General features: G+C 74.4%; 16 protein-coding genes and 1 pseudogene. 7 read left to right on the top strand and 10 right to left on the bottom strand.

Translation table 11 applies throughout. From position 1 onward, the window contains the following. Positions 1–90: 90 nt before the first annotated feature. Positions 91–1,014, bottom strand: a complete 924-nt coding sequence (locus ACZ50K_RS23580) for an ABC transporter permease (RefSeq protein ID WP_468906272.1) — start codon at positions 1,012–1,014, stop codon at positions 91–93. Next, a complete protein-coding gene (locus tag ACZ50K_RS23575) occupies positions 1,011–3,869 on the bottom strand; it encodes an alpha/beta fold hydrolase (protein ID WP_468906269.1) in 2,859 nt (952 codons plus the stop codon). Before ACZ50K_RS23575 ends, ACZ50K_RS23580 begins: the two co-directional genes overlap by 4 nt. A gap of 232 nt (positions 3,870–4,101) precedes the next feature. Here ACZ50K_RS23575 and ACZ50K_RS23570 point away from each other — a divergent pair. From ACZ50K_RS23570 to ACZ50K_RS23560, 3 genes and pseudogenes are all read left to right on the top strand, one after another. Continuing rightward, a pseudogene (locus ACZ50K_RS23570) lies at positions 4,102–5,665 on the top strand (ATP-dependent DNA ligase). 63 nt (positions 5,666–5,728) lie between these two features. Further along, the gene (locus ACZ50K_RS23565; protein WP_468906267.1) at positions 5,729–6,331 is read left to right on the top strand and encodes a helix-turn-helix domain-containing protein; all 603 of its coding nucleotides are present in this window, start codon (positions 5,729–5,731) and stop codon (positions 6,329–6,331) included. Positions 6,332–6,405: 74 nt separating this feature from the next. Continuing rightward, positions 6,406–6,615: a DUF6126 family protein gene (locus ACZ50K_RS23560; RefSeq protein WP_468906264.1), complete on the top strand. Its 210-nt coding sequence runs from the start codon at positions 6,406–6,408 to the stop codon at positions 6,613–6,615. Here ACZ50K_RS23560 and ACZ50K_RS23555 read toward each other — a convergent pair. From ACZ50K_RS23555 to ACZ50K_RS23545, 3 genes are read right to left on the bottom strand one after another with little or no spacing between them, the layout of a single operon-like run. Further along, positions 6,579–7,016 (bottom strand): DUF6629 family protein, encoded by a 438-nt coding sequence (locus ACZ50K_RS23555; protein ID WP_468906261.1) that lies wholly within the window; start codon positions 7,014–7,016, stop codon positions 6,579–6,581. The two genes, ACZ50K_RS23560 and ACZ50K_RS23555, sit on opposite strands and share 37 nt — an antisense overlap. Positions 7,017–7,039: 23 nt before the next feature. Then, a complete protein-coding gene (locus ACZ50K_RS23550) occupies positions 7,040–7,483 on the bottom strand; it encodes a hypothetical protein (RefSeq protein ID WP_468906259.1) in 444 nt (147 codons plus the stop codon). A gap of 51 nt (positions 7,484–7,534) precedes the next feature. Continuing rightward, positions 7,535–9,031: an MFS transporter gene (locus ACZ50K_RS23545; protein ID WP_468906257.1), complete on the bottom strand. Its 1,497-nt coding sequence runs from the start codon at positions 9,029–9,031 to the stop codon at positions 7,535–7,537. Positions 9,032–9,203: 172 nt separating this feature from the next. On the opposite strand from ACZ50K_RS23545, the gene ACZ50K_RS23540 reads away from it, so the two are divergent. Beyond that, on the top strand, positions 9,204–12,752 hold the full coding sequence (locus tag ACZ50K_RS23540; RefSeq protein WP_468906255.1) for a S8 family serine peptidase: 3,549 nt from the start codon (positions 9,204–9,206) through the stop codon (positions 12,750–12,752). 200 nt (positions 12,753–12,952) lie between these two features. Continuing rightward, complete coding sequence (locus tag ACZ50K_RS23535; protein ID WP_468906253.1) at positions 12,953–13,699, top strand: serine hydrolase; 747 nt, start codon at positions 12,953–12,955, stop codon at positions 13,697–13,699. Here ACZ50K_RS23535 and ACZ50K_RS23530 read toward each other — a convergent pair. Continuing rightward, on the bottom strand, positions 13,696–15,102 hold the full coding sequence (locus ACZ50K_RS23530; protein WP_468906251.1) for a DEAD/DEAH box helicase: 1,407 nt from the start codon (positions 15,100–15,102) through the stop codon (positions 13,696–13,698). The genes ACZ50K_RS23535 and ACZ50K_RS23530 overlap by 4 nt on opposite strands. 125 nt (positions 15,103–15,227) lie before the next feature. On the opposite strand from ACZ50K_RS23530, the gene ACZ50K_RS23525 reads away from it, so the two are divergent. Together ACZ50K_RS23525 and ACZ50K_RS23520 are read left to right on the top strand one after the other, a co-directional pair. After that, a complete protein-coding gene (locus tag ACZ50K_RS23525) occupies positions 15,228–16,778 on the top strand; it encodes an APC family permease (RefSeq protein ID WP_468906249.1) in 1,551 nt (516 codons plus the stop codon). Position 16,779: 1 nt separating this feature from the next. Beyond that, positions 16,780–17,193, top strand: a complete 414-nt coding sequence (locus ACZ50K_RS23520) for a universal stress protein (protein ID WP_468906247.1) — start codon at positions 16,780–16,782, stop codon at positions 17,191–17,193. An 82-nt stretch (positions 17,194–17,275) separates the two neighbouring features. Here ACZ50K_RS23520 and ACZ50K_RS23515 read toward each other — a convergent pair whose 3' ends face one another. The 4 genes from ACZ50K_RS23515 to ACZ50K_RS23500 all read right to left on the bottom strand — a co-directional run bounded on the left by ACZ50K_RS23515 (position 17,276) and on the right by ACZ50K_RS23500 (position 21,086). Next, positions 17,276–17,863 carry a chloramphenicol phosphotransferase CPT family protein gene (locus tag ACZ50K_RS23515; protein WP_468906245.1) on the bottom strand — a complete coding sequence of 196 codons (588 nt, stop codon included), beginning with the start codon at positions 17,861–17,863 and terminating at the stop codon, positions 17,276–17,278. Then, positions 17,860–18,408 (bottom strand): gluconokinase, encoded by a 549-nt coding sequence (locus tag ACZ50K_RS23510; protein ID WP_468906663.1) that lies wholly within the window; start codon positions 18,406–18,408, stop codon positions 17,860–17,862. The genes ACZ50K_RS23515 and ACZ50K_RS23510 overlap by 4 nt, the downstream gene beginning before the upstream one ends. Before the next feature lie 44 nt (positions 18,409–18,452). Further along, positions 18,453–19,112 (bottom strand): GNAT family N-acetyltransferase, encoded by a 660-nt coding sequence (locus ACZ50K_RS23505; protein WP_468906242.1) that lies wholly within the window; start codon positions 19,110–19,112, stop codon positions 18,453–18,455. 72 nt (positions 19,113–19,184) lie between these two features. Then, a complete protein-coding gene (locus ACZ50K_RS23500) occupies positions 19,185–21,086 on the bottom strand; it encodes an ABC transporter ATP-binding protein (protein ID WP_468906239.1) in 1,902 nt (633 codons plus the stop codon). Positions 21,087–21,228: the final 142 nt, after the last annotated feature.

Here is a 21,228-nt window from a genome sequence, read left to right as displayed (position 1 = left end):
GCTCCGGGCCCGGGTGGGCGGGCCCACCCAGGCCCGTCCTGACCCGTCCCGGGAGGGCGTCACCCGGGACGGGGCCGGGGTCTACCCGGGCTACGAGACGATGTCCTTGCGGGCGAAGCCGCGGAAGGCGAGGGCGATCAGGACCACCGCGTAGGACAGGGACACCGCGGCGCCCTTCAGCATGCCGCCCCATTCCAGGTGCGGTTGCAGGGCGTCGGCCCAGGCGAACTGCCAGTGGGCCGGCAGGAACTCCCGCCAGTCGCCCAGGGCCGTCACCGCGTCCAGCACGTTGCCCACGATGGTCAGGCCCACCGCCCCGCCGACCGCGCCCAGCGGGGCGTCCGTCCGGGTGGAGAGCCAGAACGCCAGCCCGGCCGTCACCAGCTGGGACACGAAGACGAAGGCGACCACCAGGGCCAGCCGGGGCAGGGTGTCCCCGGCGGGCAGGGAGCCTCCGGTCGGGAGTTCCAGCGGGCCCCAGCCGTAGGCCGCGGTGCCGGCCGCCAGCGCCACCACCGGCAGCAGCACCATCGCCGCCAGGCTGAAGCCCAGCGCGACCACCAGCTTGCTCCACAGCAACCGGGCCCGTGGCACCGGCGAGGCCAGCAGATAGCGCAGCGAGGACCAGCTGGCCTCGGAGGCCACCGTGTCCCCGCAGAACAGGGCGACCGGCACCACCAGCAGGAAGCCCGCCGAGACGAACAGACAGGTCGCCGCGAAGTTCGCGCCCGAGGCGGTGGCCGTGTCGATCAGGGTGATCCGGCCGTCCCCGCCCCGCTCGGGACCGCCGCCCACCGCGAACGCGATCATCAGGATGAACGGCAGCGCCGCCAGGATCCCGCCCATCACCAGGGTCCGGCGCCGCCGCCACTGCCGCAGGGCCTCCACCCGCAGCGGCAGCGTACGGCCGGCCGCGTAGCCGGGGGCCGTCTCGGCTCCCGGACCCGTCCCGGGAGCCGAGCCCCGGGCCGTTCCGGGGCCCGGGGCCGGGGGTGCGGATTCCAGGGTGCTCATGAGGTTCCTCCGATCAGGGTGAGGAACGCGTCCTCCAGCCGCCGGTGCGGCCCCGCTCCGGTCACCGGTACCTCCAGCCGGACGAGTTCGGCGATCAGCTCGCCGGGACCCGCGCCTTCCAGACGTACCAGCAGGCCGAGGCCGTCCTCGGACCTCGCCACCGAACCCACTCCCTCCAGGGCCGCCACCTTCTCCACGACCACGTCCGCCACCGGCCCGCCCAGGGTCACCAGCAGGGTGTCGCCGCCGCCGGTGATCTCGGCGACCGGTCCCGCCGCCACCCGCTGTCCGCGGTCCATGACCACCAGGTGGGTGCAGGACTGCTCCACCTCCGACAGCAGATGACTGGACACGATCACCGTCCGGCCGCCGGCCGCGTACCGGATCATCACGTCCCGCATCTCGCGGATCTGCGGCGGGTCCAGGCCGTTCGTCGGCTCGTCGAGGATCAGCAGGTCGGGCAGGCCCAGCATCGCCTGCGCGATGGCGAGGCGCTGCCGCATGCCCTGCGAGTACGTCCGGACCGCGCGCTCCAGTGCGTCGCCCAGCCCGGCGATCTCCAGGGCCTCCGCCATATGGGAGTCGGCGGCCGGCCGGCCGGTGGCCCGCCAGTACAGCTCCAGATTGGCCCGGCCGGTCAGGTGCGGCAGGAACCCGGCGCCCTCCACGAAGGCCCCGACCCGGGAGAGCACCGGCGAACCGGCGCGCACCGGATGGCCGAACACCCGGATCTCCCCGGCGTCCGGCGAGATCAGACCCATCAGCATGCGCAGGGTGGTGGTCTTCCCGGCGCCGTTCGGCCCGAGCAGCCCCAGCACCTGCCCCTGCTCCACCCGGAAGGACAGGTCCCGGACCGCGTACCGGTCCTTGGACTTCGCATAACGCTTGGTCAGGCCGGTGATCTCCAGCGGTACGTCGCCCTGCGCGGGCACCCGCCCCGGCACCGGACCCGGCACCGGACCCGGCGCGGGCACCGGACCCGCGGCCGGAGCCGCACCGGGCCGCGGCCGGCGCCGGACGGTCAGCAGCAGGGCCGCGACGGCCAGGGCGCCCAGCGGCAGTCCCCAGGTCCAGCCGGGCAGCGCCGCCGCCGAGGTGCGGACCCCGTCCACGACCGGTACCGCCAGCGGCCCGGTGGCCGCCACGGTGTAGCCGGCCGGGGCGGCCGGGGTCGCGTAGCCGAGGTCGGTGGCCGAGACGACCAGGCGCAGCCGGTGACCGGCCTCCACCCCGTGGTCGATGGCCGGGAGCCGGAACTCCACGTCCTTGCCGCCGCCCGCGTCGGTCACCCGGAGCGGGGACACCAGCTGGTTCGGCAGCAGTTGCTGGCGGCCGTCCGGGCCCACGTCGTACACCTTGCCGAAGAGCACGGCGGAGCCGTCCGCGGCACTCGACCTCACCTTGAGCTTGACGGTGGGGGTGCCGGTGATCCGCAGGCCGTCCGGCAGCGGGGCGGAGTCGAAACGGGCGTACTGGCCCGGGAAGTCGAGGGCGAGGCCGGTGCCGAAGGCCGCCAGCTGTCCGCCGATACCGGGCAGTGAGGACACCGAGGGCGGGGCCCCGCCCGCCGGGTTGACGAACCGCTGCTCGCCGCCGGTCAGGGGGAGTGCGCGGGGGGTGGAGACCAGCCCGGGGTACCGGTCCCCGGAGGCCTGCCGCACCTGCACCTCCCCGTTGGTGGTGTCGATCCCACCGGTCCGGGTGACCTGGAAGGCCGGCCCGGTGTCCACCGAGGTGTCGCCCTTGAGGTGCCGGTCGAACCAGGCGACCACCCGGTCCTCGATCCGGCCGGTGCCGCGCAGGCCGCCGTCATGGCCGCCGGCCGCCCAGTCCACCGCGACCGGGGCGCCGTTCGCGGCGATGGTGCGGGCCATCGCGTCGGCCTGGTCCAGGGGGAACAGCGAATCGGCCTGCCCCTGCACGATCAGCGCGGGCACCTTGATGCGGTCGCCGACCGCGGAGGGGCTGCGGTCGGCCAGCAGCCGGCGGGCCTCCTCGTCGGGCTGCCCCGACACGGCGACCCGCTCGTACATGGCGCACAGTTCCGGCTGGAACCGGCCGCATGCGGCGGCTGCCGCCCGGTCGGCCGTCGGGGCCGCCCGGGCCGCGCCCGCCGACGGGGCCGGCTGGGGCTCTCCGGTGGCGGGACGGCCGTCGGCGGCCGCCCGCCCGGTGCCGGAGCCTCCCGTGGGGGTGCCCGCGGCGGGCGGGCCGGCGAGTTCCAGGCCGCCGGCCGAGCCGGTGGTGAAGAACACCCCGGCCCACAGCTTCTTGAAGACCCCGCCGGGGAAGAGCGAGTCGGCCAGGTTCCAGTAGGTGATCTGCGGGGCGATCGCGTCCACCCGCGGATCGTGGCCGGCCGCCAGCAGGGCCATCGCGCCGCCGTACGAGGCGCCCGCGATGCCCACCCGGGGGTCCCCGGCCTTGTCGGTCCGCACCTCGGGGCGCTTGGCGAGCCAGTCGATGAGCCGCGAGACGTCCTTGACCTCGTACGCGGGATCGTTCAGGCCGATCTTGCCGCCGGAGGCGCCGAATCCGCGCGCCGACCAGGTCAGCACCGCGTACCCGTCCCGGGCCAGCCGTTCCGCCTGCGGCCGGACGTCGTCCTTGGACCCGCCGAAACCGTGACCGAGCAGGACGGCCGGCCGGCGTTCCGCGTCGGTCGGTCCGGCCGTGAAGAAGGAGGTGTCCACGGCCGCGCCGGGCATCTGGAGCACTTGGTCGGTGCGGTGCACGGCGGGCCCGTCGCCGGAGGCCGTCGTGGCCGTCCAGACACCCGCCCCCGCGACGACGGCGAGGGCGGCCCCGCCCGCGAGCAGGCGGTGCCGGCGGCGCCTGGGCAATCGGAGTTCCATACCGGAACCCTAAAGGGGCCGGCGCCCGCCCGGAGCAACCGCAGGCGGAACCGTAGACCTTCTCCAGGACTACGCTGCGCCGTCCGGGTACCGCGTCCGCAGTACGTACACCCCCGCCCGACCCCGAGCCGACCCCGATGCGGCACCGCCCGCCCCCGAGTCGACCCCGAGCGGACCGCGAGCCCGGCCCGGTCGGGCTGCGGGGCGGGGTCGCGGGCGGGAGGATGGCGGCATGTTGCTGGCCGAGGTCGCGCGGGTGTCCCGGGAGGTGGCCGCCGCCCCGGCGCGGTCCCGGAAGGTGGCTCTGCTCGCGGAGCTGTTCGAGGCGGCCCCGCCGGGGGAGGCCGCGCTGGTGGTCGGCTATCTGGCCGGGCGGCTCGCAGGGGCGGCCGGGTGTCGGCTGGAGCACCCTGGCCAGGGAGGTGCCGCCCGCCGACGTCCCCACGCTCACCGTGTCCGCCGTGGACGCGGCCGTCACCGAACTGGCCGCCGTCGCGGGCCCCGGCTCCCGCGCCGGGCGGCAGCGGGTGCTGGACGGGCTGCTCGGCGCGGCCACCGAGTCCGAGCAGCGGTTCCTGCGCGCCCTGCTCTCCGGCGAGGTCCGGCAGGGGGCGCTGGACGCGGTGGCGCTGGACGGGGCGGCAGCGGCGGCCGGGGTGCCGGCCGCCGCGCTGCGCCGCGCGGTGATGCTCGAAGGGTCCCTGCCCGAGGTGGCGGCGGCCGTGCTGGCCGGGGGAGCGGAGGCCCTGGCCGGGTTCACCCTGCGGGTGGGACGGGCGGTGCAGCCGATGCTGGCGAGCACCGCCGGCTCGGTGGCGGAGGCGCTGGCCGCGCTCGGGCCCTGTGCCGTGGAGGAGAAGCTCGACGGGATCCGGGTGCAGGTGCACCGGGACGGGGACGAGGTGCACGTCCACACCCGTTCCCTGGACGAGATCACCGGGCGGCTGCCGGAGGTGGTGGAGCTGGCCCGGTCGCTGCCGGCGGACCGGTTCATCCTGGACGGCGAGGTGATCGCGCTGGGCGGGACCGGCCGGCCGGTGCCCTTCCAGGACGTGGCGAGCCGGACGGGCGCCCGGCTGGACGTGTCGGCGGCGCGCGCGGCCCGGCCGGTGACCGCGTTCTTCTTCGACGTGCTGGCCGTCGGCGACCGGGTGCTGCTGGATCTGCCGCTCCGGGAACGGCACGCGGCGCTGGCCGCGCTGGTGCCGGACGCCGCCCGGGTCCGGCGGCTGGTCGTCGAGGACCCGGAGGGGCAGCGGGCGGCCGCCGAGGCCTTCCGTGACGACACCCTGGCCCGGGGCCACGAAGGGGTGATGCTGAAGTCCCTGGACTCGCCCTACGCGGCGGGCCGGCGCGGCAAGTCCTGGCTGAAGGTGAAGCCGGTGCACACCCTGGACCTGGTGGTGCTGGCCGCCGAGTGGGGCCATGGCCGCCGCACCGGGATGCTGTCCAACCTGCACCTGGGGGCGCGTGCCGCCGACGGTTCGATGGTGATGCTGGGCAAGACCTTCAAGGGGCTCACGGACGAGATGCTGCGCTGGCAGACGGTCCGGCTGGGCGAGCTGGCCGTGGCGGACGACGGTTTCACCGTGCGGGTGCGGCCCGAGCTGGTGGTCGAGGTGGCCTACGACGGGGTGCAGCGCTCCACCCGCTATCCGGCCGGGATCACCCTGCGGTTCGCCCGGGTGCTGCGGCACCGCCCGGACAAGCGGGCCGCCGAGGCGGACACGGTGGAGGCGGTCCGCGCCACCGGCACGGGGGACCCGGCGGCACCCGCGCCGCCGCCTCCGGACTGAACGGTTTTTGCCTCCTGGGCAAGAAAATTGCCAGGTAGGTAAAGATCTGGCTCAATCGAGGACATGAGTACCGCTCCCGGGGACGAGCAGCTGCCCAGTGTCGCCCCGCAACTGCGCGAACTGCGCCGCCGCACCGGACTGACCCTGGAGGCCGCGGCCGCCCGGGCCCGGCTCTCGCCGGCGCACCTCTCCCGGCTGGAGACCGGCCGCCGCCAGCCCTCGCTGCCGCTGCTGCTCGGACTCGCCCGCACCTACGGTACGACCGTCTCGGAACTGCTCGGTGAGACGGCCGGCCCGCCCGACCCCATCGTACGGGCCGGCGGCCCCGGCGCCCGGGAGTCCGACGGCTGGACCTACTGGCAGGCCGGCGGCTCCGGGCGCGGGATGCAGGCCCTGCGGGTGCACGTCCCGGCCGGCCGCGGCCAGGGGGACCTGGTGCGGGTCCATCCCGGCGAGGAGTGGCTGTACGTGCTGACCGGGCGGCTCCGGCTGCACCTCGGGGAGACCGAGCACCTCCTGGAGCCGGGGGACAGCGCGCATTTCGACTCCCTGACCCCGCACCGGATCGGGGCCGCTGGCCCGGCCGGTTCCGACCTGCTGTTCGTCCACACCCTGCTGCAGAGCAGCCTCGCCGGGGTCTGCCTCGGCGGCGGCGGCCACCCCTGAGGAACACGGCCCGTCACCACCGCTGCCCGCCGCTCGCCACCGCCCGCCGCCGTCCCTGCCACGAAGGAGCCCCGATGCCCGCCGACACCCCGGACCTGACCCCGCCCCTGACCCCGGACGCCAAGCACCTGCCGTACGCCTCGGACACCTCGGAGGCCGGATCGAGCAACGAGTCGAAGTTCCCGCGCGGGCTGATCATCCGGCTGATCGCCTACCTCTTCGTGGGCCACCTCTTCGCCTTCTTCGTCTACCTGCTGTTCGTGCTCGGTGGCCAGAACCAGTAGCGCCGCAGCAGCAGCACCGACAGCACGGCCGCCAGCGCGCACCAGGTGGACACGAACTCCAGCCGCCACAGCGCCGCGCACACCACCGCCCCGACCCCGGTCAGCACCCCCAGCAGGCGTACCGTCCGGTCCCCGGACAGCAGCAGGGCCCCGACCGTGGCGAACAGGTAGCCGACGGTGACCAGCGGTCCGGCGGGGACGTCGAGGATCCAGCCCATCCGGTGCCCGCGCACCTCGGCCGTCACCGGGTGCCGGGACAGTCCGTACGCCAGGACCGAGGCCGTGGCCAGGCCGGCCGCCACCGGCCACAACAGCCGCCGGGGTGCACGGGGGCCGGCGGCCAGCAGTACCCCGTGCCCACGGCGGTTCCCGCCGTCAGGTCCGCCGTCGCGCTCCAGCACATGGTGTCGGGCCCGCCGGCCGGTCAGCCGAGGGGCTCGGTGAGCGCGGCCCGGGCCGGGTCCGGTGGGAAGGGGCGCCCGTAGTAGCGGGTGTCCCGCAGGATGCGGCCCTCCTGGTCGAGTTCGAACACGGCCACCGCGTGCCACTGCTCGCCGGCGTAGTCGTCGACCGCCTCCATGACCCAGACCGGGCCCGCGCCGGTCACCCGCCGGATCGTCACGGAGGGCGGCACGGGGTACTCCTCCTGCATCCGGCGCATCGCCTCACGGCCTCGGATCCGCTCGCCGGACTGGGGCAGCTCCAGGACGTAGTCGGGGTGCCGGATGCCGTACTCGGCCTCCGCCGACAGTCCGTCCGGACCGTGTGCGAACAGCCGTCGGACGGCCTCGCGCATGGCGGCCGCGTCGTTGCGGGTCACCGCCCGTCTCATCAGTTCCAGGACCTCGGCGGTCTCCCGGTCGGCCATGGCACCTCCGCAGCAAGCCCCCCGGATCCCCTCCTCACGGTACGGGCCGGGTCAGCGGCCCGCCTCCTCCGGCGGGGGTTCCACGGACGGTTCCAGCGGCGGGGCGGTCAGCGGGCACTGCACCTGGCACTGGGGGTGCGGATGCGGTTCCCCCTTCGCCGGGTCGCGCACGGTGGCCCAGGCCAGCGCGGCGCCCGCCACCAGCACCCCCGCGCACCAGGGCATGGCCCGCCGGAAGGAGGAGTCGAAGAGTTCCGCGTCCAGATACGACTCGGGGCCCATGCCGGAGAGCAGCGGCAGTGCGGCGACCGCGAGCAGTCCGGCCGCCCTGGCCGCCGCGTTGTTGACCCCGCTGGCCAGCCCGGCCCGCCCGGGTTCCACCGAGGCCAGCACCGCGGAGGTCAGCGGCGCGACCAGGGTCACCATGCCCAGCCCCAGCACCAGCAGGGCCGGCAGCACGTCCGGCAGATAGGCGGCCCCCGGTCCGGTCCGCAGCATCAGCAGCATTCCGGCGGCGCAGAGCAGGGGTCCGACGGTGAGCGGCAGCCGGGGCCCGATCCGTTCGCCCAGTTCCCCCGAGCGGGCGGACAGCAGCAGCATCAGCAGGGTGGTGGGCAGCAGGGCGGCCCCGGCGGCCAGCGCCGAGTAGCCGGCCACCACCTGCAGCTGGAGGACGGCGAGGAAGAAGAACCCGCCGAAGGCCGCGTACACGCACAGGGTCACCAGGTTCACCGCGGTGAACTGCCGGGAGGCGAAGATCCCCGGCGGCACCATCGGGTCCGCCCGCCGCCGTTCGACCAGCACGAACACCACGGCCGCCAGGACTCCGAGCACCGCCGTCACCGGGACCGCGGCCGATCCCGAGGGCGCCTCGATCAGCGCGTACGTCAGCAGGGCCAGCGCGGCCGCCGCGAGTGCGGCCCCGGCCACGTCGAACCGCCCGTGCGCGTGCGGGTCCCGGGACTCCGGTACGTGCCGGAGCGCGGCCGGTACGCACAGGGCGGCCAGCGGCACGTTCAGCAGGAACACCCAGCGCCAGCCCGGCCCGTCCACCAGCCAGCCGCCGAGGAAGGGTCCGACGGCCGCGCCCACCCCGCCGAGCCCGGACCACAGCCCGACCGCCCGTCCCCGGTCGTCGGGGTGGATGGAGGCCTGGATCAGGGCGAGCGAGCCGGGGGTGAGGAGGGCGCCGCCGATGCCCTGGAGGGCGCGTGCGGCGATCAGCACCCCGGCGTTCGGGGCCAGCCCGCAGAGCAGCGATCCGAGGGCGAACCAGACCACGCCCAGGACGAAGATCCGGCGCCGGCCGTAGCGGTCGCCGAGGGCCCCGCCGACCAGGATCAGCCCGGCCAGCGTGAGCATGTACGCGTTGACGGTCCACTGGAGCACGGCCAGGTCGGCGCCGAGGTCGCGGCCGATGCGGGGGAGCGCCACGTTGACCACGGTCGAGTCGAGCAGGGCCATCGAGGAGCCGAGGACGGTGGCGAGCAGGATCCACCGCCCGCGCGCCGAGGACAGCCGGACATCGGGGACACCGGTCGGGGCCATGCACCCCATCTTGCCGCGCCGGCCCGGCCGGGCCACCCGGCGCGCCCGCGCTGGCCGGGAGGCGCTCTTGTCCGGATGCCGGACCATGACTCACCATGACGCGCACACGTCACGCACATGGCATGCACCCGCTCAACGCAACATGTGCACGAACCGTACGAGGAGACCCCACGTGGCCCAACGGAACGGACCGTTACGCGCGGCACTCGCCGCACTCACCTCGCTCCTGCTGATCCCCGCCGGCATCGGCGCGGCCGCCGCCGCCCCGCCCCCCGGCCCGGCGCCCACCGCCGCCGAACGCAAGATCGAGCCCCAGCTCCGCGAACAGCTCGACGAGAACGGCAAGGCCGTCTTCTGGGTCTACCTCGACAGCGCCGCCGACCTCACCGCGGCCGGCCGCCAGACCACCCGGGCCGGCAAGGCCACCGCGGTCTACCAGGCCAAGAAGTCCCACGCCGACCGCAGCCAGGCCGAACTGAAGAAGGCCCTGGACGGGGTCAAGGCCGAATACACCTCGTACTGGATCGTCAACGCGGTCCGCGTGGTCGGCAGCGAGAAGCTCGCCGGCACCCTCGCCCAGCGCCCCGAGGTCTCCCGGATCGACGCCGACGACAAGGTCGCCCTCCCCAAGCCCGTCGAGGGCAAGCGGGAAGCCGCCGCCGACGCCGTCGAATGGAACATCGACCGGATCAAGGCCCCCCAGGTGTGGGACGAGTTCGGCGTCCGCGGCGAGGGCATCGTCGTCGCCAACATCGACAGCGGGGTCGACTACCAGCACCCCGCGGTGGCCTCCCAGTACCGCGGCCGCAACGCCGACGGCAGCTACAGCCACGCCTACAACTGGTTCGACCCGGCCGGGATCTGCGCCGGAGCCGCCCCCTGCGACAACAACGACCACGGCACCCACACCATGGGCACCATGGTCGGCGACGACGGCGGGGCCAACAAGATCGGCGTGGCCCCCGGCGCCCAGTGGATCGCCGCCAAGGGCTGCGAGACCAACTCCTGCTCCGAGGCCTCGCTGCTCGCCTCCGGCCAGTGGATCGTCGCCCCCACCGACCTGGCAGGCCAGAACCCGCGCCCCGACCTCGCCCCGCACATCGTCAACAACTCCTGGGGCGGGCCCGGCGGTGACTCCTGGTACCAGGAGATCGTCGACACCTGGCGGGCGGCCGGCATCTTCCCGGCCTTCTCCAACGGCAACTCCGGCCCCGGCTGCAACACCAGCGGCTCCCCGGGCGACTACGCCGGCTCCTACAGCTCCGGCGCCTTCGACATCAACGGCACCATCGCCTCCTTCTCCTCGCGCGGAGCGGCAGCCGGCGGCGGGATCAAGCCCAACCTCGCCGCCCCCGGAGTGAACATCCGCTCCTCCGTCCCCGGTGGCTACGACGCCTTCTCCGGCACCTCCATGGCCTCCCCGCACACCGCCGCCACCGTGGCCCTGATGTGGTCGGCCGCGCCCGCCCTGGAGGGCGACATCGCCCAGACCCAGGCCCTGCTCGACGGCACCGCCGTCGACACCCCGAACGCCACCTGCGGCGGCACCGACGCCGACAACAACGTCTTCGGCGAAGGCAAGCTCGACGCCCTGGAAGCCGTCCGCAACGCCCCGCGCGGCGCGGTCGGCAGCCTGGCCGGCACCGTCTCGGCCGGCGGCAGCCCGGTCGCCGGCGCCCAGGTCACCGCCGACGGCCCGATCGACCGCACCACCACCACGGCCGCCGACGGCAGCTACCGCTTCCCCGCCCTCTCGGTCGGCGACTACGCCCTCACCGCCGCCAAGTTCGGCTACGGACAGCGCAGCGCCCAGGCCACCGTCACCGAAGGCGCCACCGCCACCTCCGACTTCAGCCTGGACCAGGCCGACTCCGGCCAGGTCACCGGCACCGTCACCTCCTCCAGCGGCCCGGCCGCCGGCGCCACCGTGACCGTCCCCGGCACCCCGGCCACCGCCACCGCCGACGCCCAGGGCCGCTTCGAACTGACCCTGCCGTACGGCAGCTACGACCTCCAGGCCGGGCACACCTCCCGCTGCCTCACCGCGGGCACCACACGGATCACCGTGGCCGGCGACCTCACCACCAGCATCACCCTGCCCGACCGCACCGACGGCTACGGCTACGCCTGCGCCGCCGCCGACAGCCCCTACCGGGCCGGCACCCAGCGGATCGCCCTGACCGGCGACGCCGCCCTGGAACGCACCGACCTGCCCTTCCCGCTGCCGCTGTACGGCAAGACGTACGCCCAGGCCTGGATCAGCACCAACGGCACCATCAGCTTCGGCGGCGCCCAGGGCGGGGACATCAACGGGGACGTGCCCAGCACCACCACCCCCAACGCCGCCCTCTACCCCTTCTGGGACGACCTGGTCGTCGGCGCCGCGGACACCGGCTCCGGCATCTACACCTCCGTCATCGGCACCGCCCCGCACCGCAGCTGGGTGGTCGAATGGCGTGAGGTCGCGCACTGGTCCGCCCAGGCCGACAAGTTCTCCTTCTCCGCCGTGCTCGGCGAGGACGGCTCCGTCACCTACCACTACAAGGGCACCGGCGGCACCGGCATCAAGGGCGGCTCCTCCGCCACCATCGGCGTGGAGAACGCCACCGGCACCGACGCCTTCAAGTACTCCTTCAACACCCCCGTCCTCACCGACGGACTGTCCGTGGCCTTCCGCACCACCCGCAGCGGTGTGGTCGCGGGCCGCGTCCTGGACGCCAACGACGGCGCCGCGGTGGCCGGGGCCACCGTCACCGTCGGCACCGGCACCGCCGCGATCAGCGCCACCACCGCCGCCGACGGCGGCTACGTGATCCAGTACCCGGCCGGCGCCACCACCGCGACGGTCACCGCCAACGCCTACGAGACCGCGCAGACCGCCCTGGACGTCAAGGCCGCCGAGGTCACCGGCCTCACCCGCAGCCTGCGCACCGGAAAGGTCACCGCCTCCGCGCCCGCCGTGGAACTGGTCGTCACCCCGGCCCAGCAGCGGACCCGCACCCTGGAGCTCACCAACCCCGGCCTCGGCACCGACTACCAGGTCACCGAGGACGCGGCCTGGCTCACCGCCACCCCGGCCGCCGGCCGGATCGACACGGGCGCCAAGGCCACCGTCACCCTGGCCGTGGACACCACCGGGATCGCCCCCGGCACCGTCCTCACCACCGGCCTCAGGATCACCTCGGTGAGCGGCCGCAGCCCGGTCCTCACCGTCCCGGTCAAGGTGGTCGTCCCGCGCTACCAGGCCGCCCTGGACGCCGGTTCCGACTACCCCGGACCCGACGCCCTCGGCGACACCTGGTCCCCGGACCGCAAGTACAGCCCCGGCTCCTACGGCTACCAGGGCAGCTCCTCGGTCAAGTCCACCGGCCGCACCATCGCCGGCACCACCGACCAGCGGCTGTTCCGCAACGCCCGCGAGGGCATGTACGAGTACCGCTTCGACAACGTGCCCAACGGCGTCTACACGGTGGAGCTCGGCTTCGCCGAACTCGCCTCCACCAAGCCGAACAAGCGGGTCTTCGACGTCCTCGCCGAGGGCACCCAGGTGCTCCCGTCCCTGGACATCGCCCTGGAGGCCGGCACCTACACGGCACTGAACCGCAGCTACCAGGTCACCGTCACCGACGGCACCCTCAACATCCGCTTCGTCACCCACAGCGGATTCGGCAAGCCGCTCCTGAACACCCTCCGGGTCACCGAACGCCCCGACCGCACCTGACCGGACCTGACCGGATCTGAAACGACCTGGTCCGACCTGATCCGATCTGATCCGACCGCACCGCCGCCGGACGGGCCCGCGCCCGTCCGGCGGCCCGATCCGCACGCGCGCATTCGAGTGGCGGGCGGCCCCGTCGGGGGCCGCCTGCCCACCGCCGGGCCGGGCGCGTGCTTAGCGTGGAGCCCACGATGACCGATGCGATGACCAACGCGCCAGCCGACCTCCGGCTCCCCCTCCCGCCCGGCGGGACCTGGGCGGTCGGCGACACCGGCGGGATCCGCGCCAGTGGACCCGCAGCCTCCGACCGGCCCCCGTGCGGACCCGTCACCGAGGCCGCCGGCCTCGCCGACGTACTCGCCGTATGGCCGGTCCTCGGCACCCTCGTCGACGAGGGCGCCCTGCGCCTGCACACCCCGCTCGCCGCCTACGGGCCGACTCTGGGCCGGGCCACCGCCCACCAGCTGCTCACCCGCACCGGAGACCACGAGCCCCTGGCCCGGCTGGCCGAACACGTCACCGGCCGGCCGCTCGCCGAACTCGCCGAGGAACGCGTCTGGCGGCCGCTCGGCATGACGGACACCACCCTGGCCCCCACCCTGCGGACCACCGCCGCCGACACCGCCGTCTTCCTCCGGCACCTGCTCGACCCCGGCACCGGACCGCTCACCCGGGACTGGATCGCCGACTCCCTGCGCATCCGCACCGGGGAGGTCTTCCCCTCCCGCGGCCTGCTCTGGCGGCCCGCCCCCGGCACCGACCGGCGCCAGGACATCTGGGTGCACCACGCCGTCCACGGGCCCACCGCCCTGTGGATCTCCCCCCGGCTGGGCCGCTGGGCGGCCCTCCTCACCCCGCCGGCCCCGCACGCGCCACCCCTCACCGGCCTCCGCGACGCCTTCCGGACCTTCGCCTTCGACACCCCCGGTGAGACGGGCCCGACCGTCTAGGAACCCCGCCGCACCCGGGCCGCGCGCCGGGCCTCGGCGGTCTTGCGGGCCTCCGCCGCCTTGCGGGTCTCCTTGGGGGCCTTGGTGCCCAGCCCGCGGAACGCCCGCTCCGGCTGCTTGCCCCGGACCGTCACCGGCGCCGCCTTCGCCCCGGTGATCCGGGTCAGGACCGCCTCGCCCGAGCGGACCTGGGTGGTCTCCGGCCGGACCCCGGCCTCGGCGAGCAGCCGCGCCAGGTCCTTGCGCTGGTCCGGGGTGACCAGGGTGACCACCTTGCCGGTCTCCCCGGCGCGGGCGGTCCGGCCGCCCCGGTGCAGGTAGTCCTTGGCGTCCGCCGGCGGATCCAGGTTCACCACCAGGTCCAGGTCGTCGATGTGGATGCCCCGGGCCGCCACGTTGGTGGCCACCAGGGTGGTGATCTCGCCCCGCTTGAACTGCGCCAGGGTGTGCGTCCGCTGCGGCTGGGACTTCCCGCCGTGCAGCGCGGCCGCCCGCACCCCGCTGTCCCGCAGGTGCCGGGTGAACCGGTCCACCGCCGCCTTGGTGTCCAGGAACATCAGGACCCGGCCGTCCCGCGCCGCGATCTCCGTCGCCGTCGCGTACTTGTCCGCCGGGTGCACCTGGAGCACATGGTGCTCCATCGTGCCGACCACGCCCGCGGACGGGTCCACCGAGTGCACGGCCGGATCCTTCAGGAACCGCTCGACCAGCAGGTCCACATTGCTGTCCAGGGTGGCCGAGAACAGCATCCGCTGACCGTCCGGGCGGACCATCTCCAGCAGCTCGGTGACGTCCGGGAGGAAGCCCAGGTCGCACATCTGGTCGGCCTCGTCGAGGACGGTGACGGCGACCCGGTCCAGCTTGCAGGCGCGCCGCTCCACCAGGTCCTTCAGCCGCCCCGGGGTGGCCACCAGCACCTCGGCGCCCTCCCGGAGCTCCACCACCTGCCGCTGGATGGCCAGCCCGCCGACCGCCGTGGCCATCCGCAGCTTCAGCGCCCGCGCGTACGGGGCCAGCGCGTCGGTGACCTGCTGGGCCAGCTCCCGGGTCGGGACGAGCACCAGGGCCAGCGGCTGCTTGGCGGAGGCCCTGGCACCGGCGGTGCGGGCCAGCAGCGCCAGCCCGAAGGCCAGGGTCTTGCCGGATCCGGTACGGGCCCGGGCCAGGACGTCCCGGCCGGCCAGGGCGTTGGGCAGGGTCGCGGCCTGCACCGGGAACGGGTCCCGCACCCCGAGCTCCGCCAGCGTGCTCCGTACCGCCTCCGGCAGCTCCAGCTCGGCGAAGGAGCCGGCCGGCGGCAGCGCGGGGGTGCCGCCCTCCGGCTGGGCGAACTCGCCGGCGGGGGCGCCGGTGCGGTGGTCCGTCCGGGCGCGGTGGCGGGACGGGGACTGGGAGTCGGTCAAGAGGAATGCCTCTCCGGCATGAACGCGCAGCGAGGAGGTCCCGTGCGGGTCCGATTTTAGACGACCCCCGGTCGGCGGAGCCCCGCCGCCGTGCGTGCGGGCACCGGCTGGGCCACCATGCAGGTATGGCCGGCGATCTCGCGGACCGGGCTCCCGCGGAACCAGACGATCCCGGGAATCCCGAGCTCAAGCACGACGCGATCGGATTCCTCGACGCGCTCGTGATCGGTTTGAACTCCACCTCGCCCGCGTACTCGCTGGCCGCCGCGATCGGCCCGATCGTCGCGCTGGCCGGGATCTACGCGCCCGGCATCATGCTCGCCTCCTTCGTGCCGATGCTGCTGATCGCGACCGCGTTCTACTACCTGAACAAGGTGGACCAGGACTGCGGCACCACCTTCTCCTGGGTCACCCGCGCCATGGGCCCCTGGGCGGGCTGGCTGGGCGGCTGGGCCATCTTCATGACCGGAGTGCTGGTCGTCGGCTCCCTCGCCGACGTGGCCGTCCACTTCGGCCTGCTCACCCTGGGGCTCGACAGCTGGGCGGAGAACGAGGCCGTCCAGCAGACCCTCACGGTGCTGGTGATCCTGGCCATGACCACCGTCTGCGTGCTGGGCACCGAGATGTCGGCCCATCTACAGAACGTGCTGATCCTCGCCCAGGTGTTCTTCCTGCTGCTCTTCGCCGGGGTGGCGATCTACCGGGTGTACGCCGGCACCAGCTCCCTGGTCGGCACCGAACCCGCCCTCTCCTGGCTCGACCCGTTCGGCGCGGGCGGCGCCGCCCTCACCGGCGGGCTGCTCCTCGGGGTGTTCATCTACTGGGGCTGGGAGTCCGCGGTGAACCTCACCGAGGAGGTCAAGGACTCCGCGACCGCGCCCGGCCGGGCCGGCCTCTGGTCCACCGTGGTCCTGCTGGTGACCTATCTGTCGGTGGGGATCGCGGTGGTCGGCTACGCGGGCACCCAGTACCTCGCCGACAACGCGGACGAGGAGGAGGCGGTCTTCGCCCAGCTGGCCCACGAGGTGATGGGCGGCTGGGACTGGATGGTGCTGCTCGCCGTCTGCACCTCGGCGCTGGCCTCCACCCAGACCACCATCATTCCGGCCTCCCGGACGGCCCTGTCGATGGCCCGGCGCAAGGCCTTCCCCGACCGGCTGGCCCATATCCACCCGCGGTTCCGCACCCCGGACGTCAGCACCTGGTGGGTGGCCGGCATCGCCATCGCCTGGTACCTGATCGTCAACCGGATCAGCGAGAACGCCCTCTTCGACTCGCTGACCGCGCTGTCCCTGCTGATCGCCTTCTACTACGCGCTGACCGGACTGGCCTGCGCCATCTACTACCGCCGCCATCTGACCGAGAGCCTGCACAACCTGTTCTTCATCGGGATCGGCCCGCTGGTCGGGGCGGCCCTGCTGGCCTGGCTGCTGGTGGAGTCCGTGCAGGACATGTCCGACCCGGCCAACTCCTACAGCGGGGTGTCCTGGTTCGGGCTCGGCCCGCCGCTGGTCATCGGGATCGGCATCGCCCTCCTCGGGGTGCTGCTGATGGTGTTCTGGAGGATCCGGTCCGGGGTGTTCTGGCGGGAGCGCCGGGGTGTCGCGGATCCGGCCCTGGTCCGTGCCGGGCGCAAGGCCGGGAGCCCCGGCAAGACGGGGAACGGGGAGTCCTGAGATGTCGGTGGTGCTGGGTTACGACGAGTCCCCGGGCGCGGAGCGGGCCCTGCGGGTCGCCATCGAGGTGGCGGCCGCCTTCGGGGAGCCCCTGGTGCTGGTCTACGGGGCGGCCGCCCCCGGGGCCCTCGGCGAGGAGTACCGCTCGCACCAGGAGGCGATCCGGCAGGCCGGGCGCAGTGCGCTGGCGCACGCGGTGGAGGCGGCGGACGCGGCCGGGGTCCCCTCGGCGGTGGAGATCGTGGACGAGAAGCCGGCCCAGGCGCTGCTGGACGCGGCGGCCCGGCACGGCGGCCGGGTGATCGTGGTGGGCAGCTGGGGCGAGAGCCCGATCCGGGGGGCGCTGCTCGGCTCCACCCCGCACAAGCTGCTGCACCTGTCCCCGCTGCCGGTGCTCTGCGTCCCGACCGACTGAGCGCGGGCCGGGCCGGCCGTGGCGCCGGGGTCCCCCTCGCCGGTCCGGCCACCGAGCGGGTGTACGGGGGCGGCCCCGACGGCTACACCGACCACCCGGCGGCGACCGCCGTGTCCGACGCCGCGGCCTGACCGGCCTGACCGGCCTGGCGCAGCCGCTCGAAGGCGGTGGGGCGGGGCCGGGACGGCAGGAAGTCCCGGATCCGGCGGGCGCATTCGGCGGCGGACAGGGCGCCGGTGTCCACGCTGAGGTCGTACAGTCCGTGCGCGTGGACCCGGTCGAGCTGGGCGGCTGCCAGTCCGGCCGGCCGGTCCCCGCGGAGGCGTTCGCGGCGGGCGAGCTCCTCGGGCGGGCAGTGCACGCCGACCAGCACGGTCTCCGCCGGGTCGAACAGCTCCAGGCAGTCGCGCAACCGCCACGGTTCGCTCAGTACGTGGTCCACGACCAGGTGGTTCCCGGCGGCGGCCATTCCCGCGACGGCCCGGTGGTAACCCTCCCAGGTCCGGCGGAGCATCGCCGGAACCTGGTCCGCGGGGAGTTCCCTGCGGGTGCGCATCGCGTGGAAGGCGTCCACCGGCAGATGGAACCAGACCCCGTCCAGGATCTCCAGGAGCTCCCGGGCGATGCTCGACTTCCCGGAGCTGGAGGTGCCGTTCAGGAAGACGATCACCCGAGTCCTCCGTTCCCGAGCCTGTTCCCGAAGCCGTGGCCGTGGCCGCTCCCGTCCGCGCCCGGTGCTCCGGGCCCGGTGAGGGCCGCCAGGGCGCGGGCGGCCACCTGCTCGGCGGTGCCGGCGACGGGGACCGTCACCCCGGGCTCGTCCGGACCCAGCGGCTCCAGGGCGGCGAACTGGGAGTCCAGCAGGGCGGGCGGCATGAAGTGCCCGGTCCGGGCGGCCAGTCGCGGGGCGATCAGGTCGGGGGACCCGGCGAGGTGGACGAACAGCAGTCCGGGGGCCGCCGCCCGCAGCCGGTCGCGGTAGCTCCGCTTGAGCGCGGAGGCCGCCACCACCCCGCCGGCCGCTCCCGGCCCGGCCGCCCAGCCGCCGACGGCGTCCAGCCACGGCCACCGGTCCGCGTCGTCCAGGGGGGTGCCGGCGGCCATCTTCGCGATGTTCGCGGGGGGATGGAACGTGTCGCCCTCGGCATAGGGGAGTCCCAGGGCGGTCGCCAGCAGCCGGCCGACGGTCGACTTCCCGGTGCCCGAGACCCCCATCACCACCAGCACCGGCCGCCGTTCCCCGCCGTCCGCCCCGGCGATCACGGGGTGGGCCCGCCGTCCGAGGGCGCGTAGCGGAGGCTCGTCATCGGGGCGCGGGTGTTCCAGCCGAGGGAGGAGTAGAGCGCCCGGCCCTCGGGGGTGCCCACCAGCACGCCGGTCCGGGCGCCCGCCTCGTACGCGGAGGCCTCCAGGGTGCGCATCACCAGGGCGCCCAGGCCCCTGCGACGGTGCTCGACCGCGGTCTCCACCTGGTCGACCACCACATGGGCGCCGGCCCGGGCGAACTGCCCGCGAGCGGCGAAGTGCCCGGCGGGGGTGCGGACCAGCACCCGGGTGACGCCGCCCCGGGTCCACTCGGTGAGCGCGTAGCCGTCCGGGACGTCCGGGCGCTCCGGGGTCAGCGGAAGGGTCATCAGGAAGCCGGGGAGGTCGGTCCGCCAGCCCGGTCCGATCCAGGGGAGGACCTCCGCCTCCTCGGCGAACAGCTTGAGCCAGGTGCCGGGGGCGCTGGTCCCGGCGACGATCCCGCGCACGTCGGCCTCGGCCGGCCGGGGGAGCACGTGCCGTGCCACCTGCCGGGGCAGGCCGACGTCGATGGTCCACCCCCAGGGCTCCTCGATCGGGTCCGAGCTGCCCCGGGAGACGATCCAGCCGTCGATCCACATCCGCACGAGCTCGCCGGTACCGATGTCCCGCATCGCTTCCCGCCCCCCTTGCTGGTAATGAGTGCTCTTCAAAACGGCACCTTACGCAATGGGGGCGGGCGGTGGTCAGCCGGGACGGTTCGCCGAGGGCACCGGACCGTCGGCGGCGGACTGCGCGAACTGGGTGCGGTACAGCTCCTCGTACCGGCCGCCGGCCGCCAGCAGCTCCGGATGGGTGCCGCGCTCCACGATCCGCCCGGCCTCCAGCACCAGGATCTGGTCGGCCGCCCGCACGGTGGACAGCCGGTGGGCGATCACCACCGCGGTCCGCCCGGCCAGGGCCTCGCCGAGCGCCTCCTGCACGGCCGCCTCCGAGGTGGAGTCCAGATGGGCGGTGGCCTCGTCCAGGATCACCACCCGCTGCCGGGCCAGCAGCAGCCGGGCGATGGTCAGCCGCTGGCGCTCGCCGCCGGACAGCCGGTAGCCCCGCTCGCCGACCACCGTGTCCAGGCCGTCCGGCAGCCCGGACACGAGGTCCTCCAGCCGGGCCCGCCGCAGGGCCTCCCAGACCTCCTCCTCGGAGGCGCCGGGCCGGGCCAGCAGCAGGTTGGAGCGGACCGACTCGTGGAAGAGGTGCCCGTCCTGGGTGACCATGCCCAGGGTGTCCCGGATCGAGTCGGCGCTCAGCTCCCGTACGTCGATCCCGTTCAGCCGCACCGCGCCCGAGTCCGCGTCGTACAGCCGGGGCAGCAGCTGGGCGATGGTGGACTTGCCGGCCCCGGAGGACCCCACCAGGGCGATCATCTGCCCGGGTTCCGCCCGGAAGGACACCTCGTGCAGCACCTCGGTGCCGCCCCGCGGGTCCAGCACCGCCACCTCCTCCAGCGAGGCCAGCGACACCTTGTCGGCGGCCGGGTAGCCGAACGACACCCCGTCGAACTCCACCGACACCGGACCCTCCGGGACCTGCCGGGCGTCCGGGCGTTCCGCGATCAGCGGCTCCAGATCGAGGATCTCGAAGACCCGCTCGAAGCTGACCAGCGCGCTCATCACCTCCACCCGGGCTCCGGCCAGCGCCGTCAGCGGGGCGTACAGCCGGGTCAGCAGCAGGGACAGCGCCACCACCGAACCGGCGTCCAGGGTGCCGCGCAGCGCGTAGTAGCCGCCGAGGCCGTAGACCAGGGCCAGCGCCAGCGCCGACACCAGGGTCAGCGCGGTGATGAACACCGACTGGGCCATGGCCGTCCGGATCCCGATGTCACGGACCCGGGCGGCACGGGCGGCGAACTCCGCCGACTCGTCGGAGGGCCGGCCGAACAGCTTCACCAGGGTCGCCCCCGGCGCGGAGAACCGCTCGGTCATCTGGGTGCCCATCGCCGCGTTCAGATGTGCGGCCTCCCGCTGCATCCGCGCCATCCGGGCGCCCATCCGGCGGGCCGGCAGCACGAACACCGGCAGCAGGACCAGTGCCAGCAGGGTGATCTGCCAGGAGATGCTCAGCATCACCGCCAGGGTCAGCAGCAGGGTCACCGTGTTCGCCACCACCCCGGACAGGGTGTTGCTGAACGCCCGCTGGGCGCCGATCACGTCGTTGTTGAGCCGGCTGACCAGGGCACCCGTCCTGGTGCGGGTGAAGAAGGCCACCGGCATCCGCTGGACGTGGTCGAAGACCGCCGTCCGCAGGTCCAGGATCAACTGCTCGCCGAGGGTGGCCGACAGTTTGCGGGTCAGCAGTCCCAGACCCGCCTCGACCACGGCGATCAGCGCGATCAGCAGGGCCAGCCGGGTCACCAGCCCGCTGCCGCGGCCCTCCACGATGGCGTCGACCACCTGGGCCGCCAGCACCGGAGTGGCCACCGCCAGCAGTGCGGTCACCACGCTGAGCAGCAGGAACAGCAGCAGCCCGCGCCGGTGCGGGCGGGCGAAGGCGGCGACCCGCCGCAGGCCGGCCCGGGAGAACGGCCTGCGGTCCTCCTGGGCGGTCATGACGCTGTGCATCGAGGTCCACGCGGTGACTTCCATATCCATGGCGCCGACGCTAGGACCTCGACTCAGGTTGAGGTCAAACGTTTTCCCGGCACCACCCGGACGGGATTCCCGGCGGTCCCCGGCAGACGCTCCCCGGCCATCGGCTTTACGCCATCCGTGCGATAGATTCACCCTCTCCCGG

It is taken from the genome of Streptomyces sp. NPDC033845, assembly GCF_055576225.1.
This window is presented reverse-complemented; position numbering and strand designations above follow the sequence as displayed.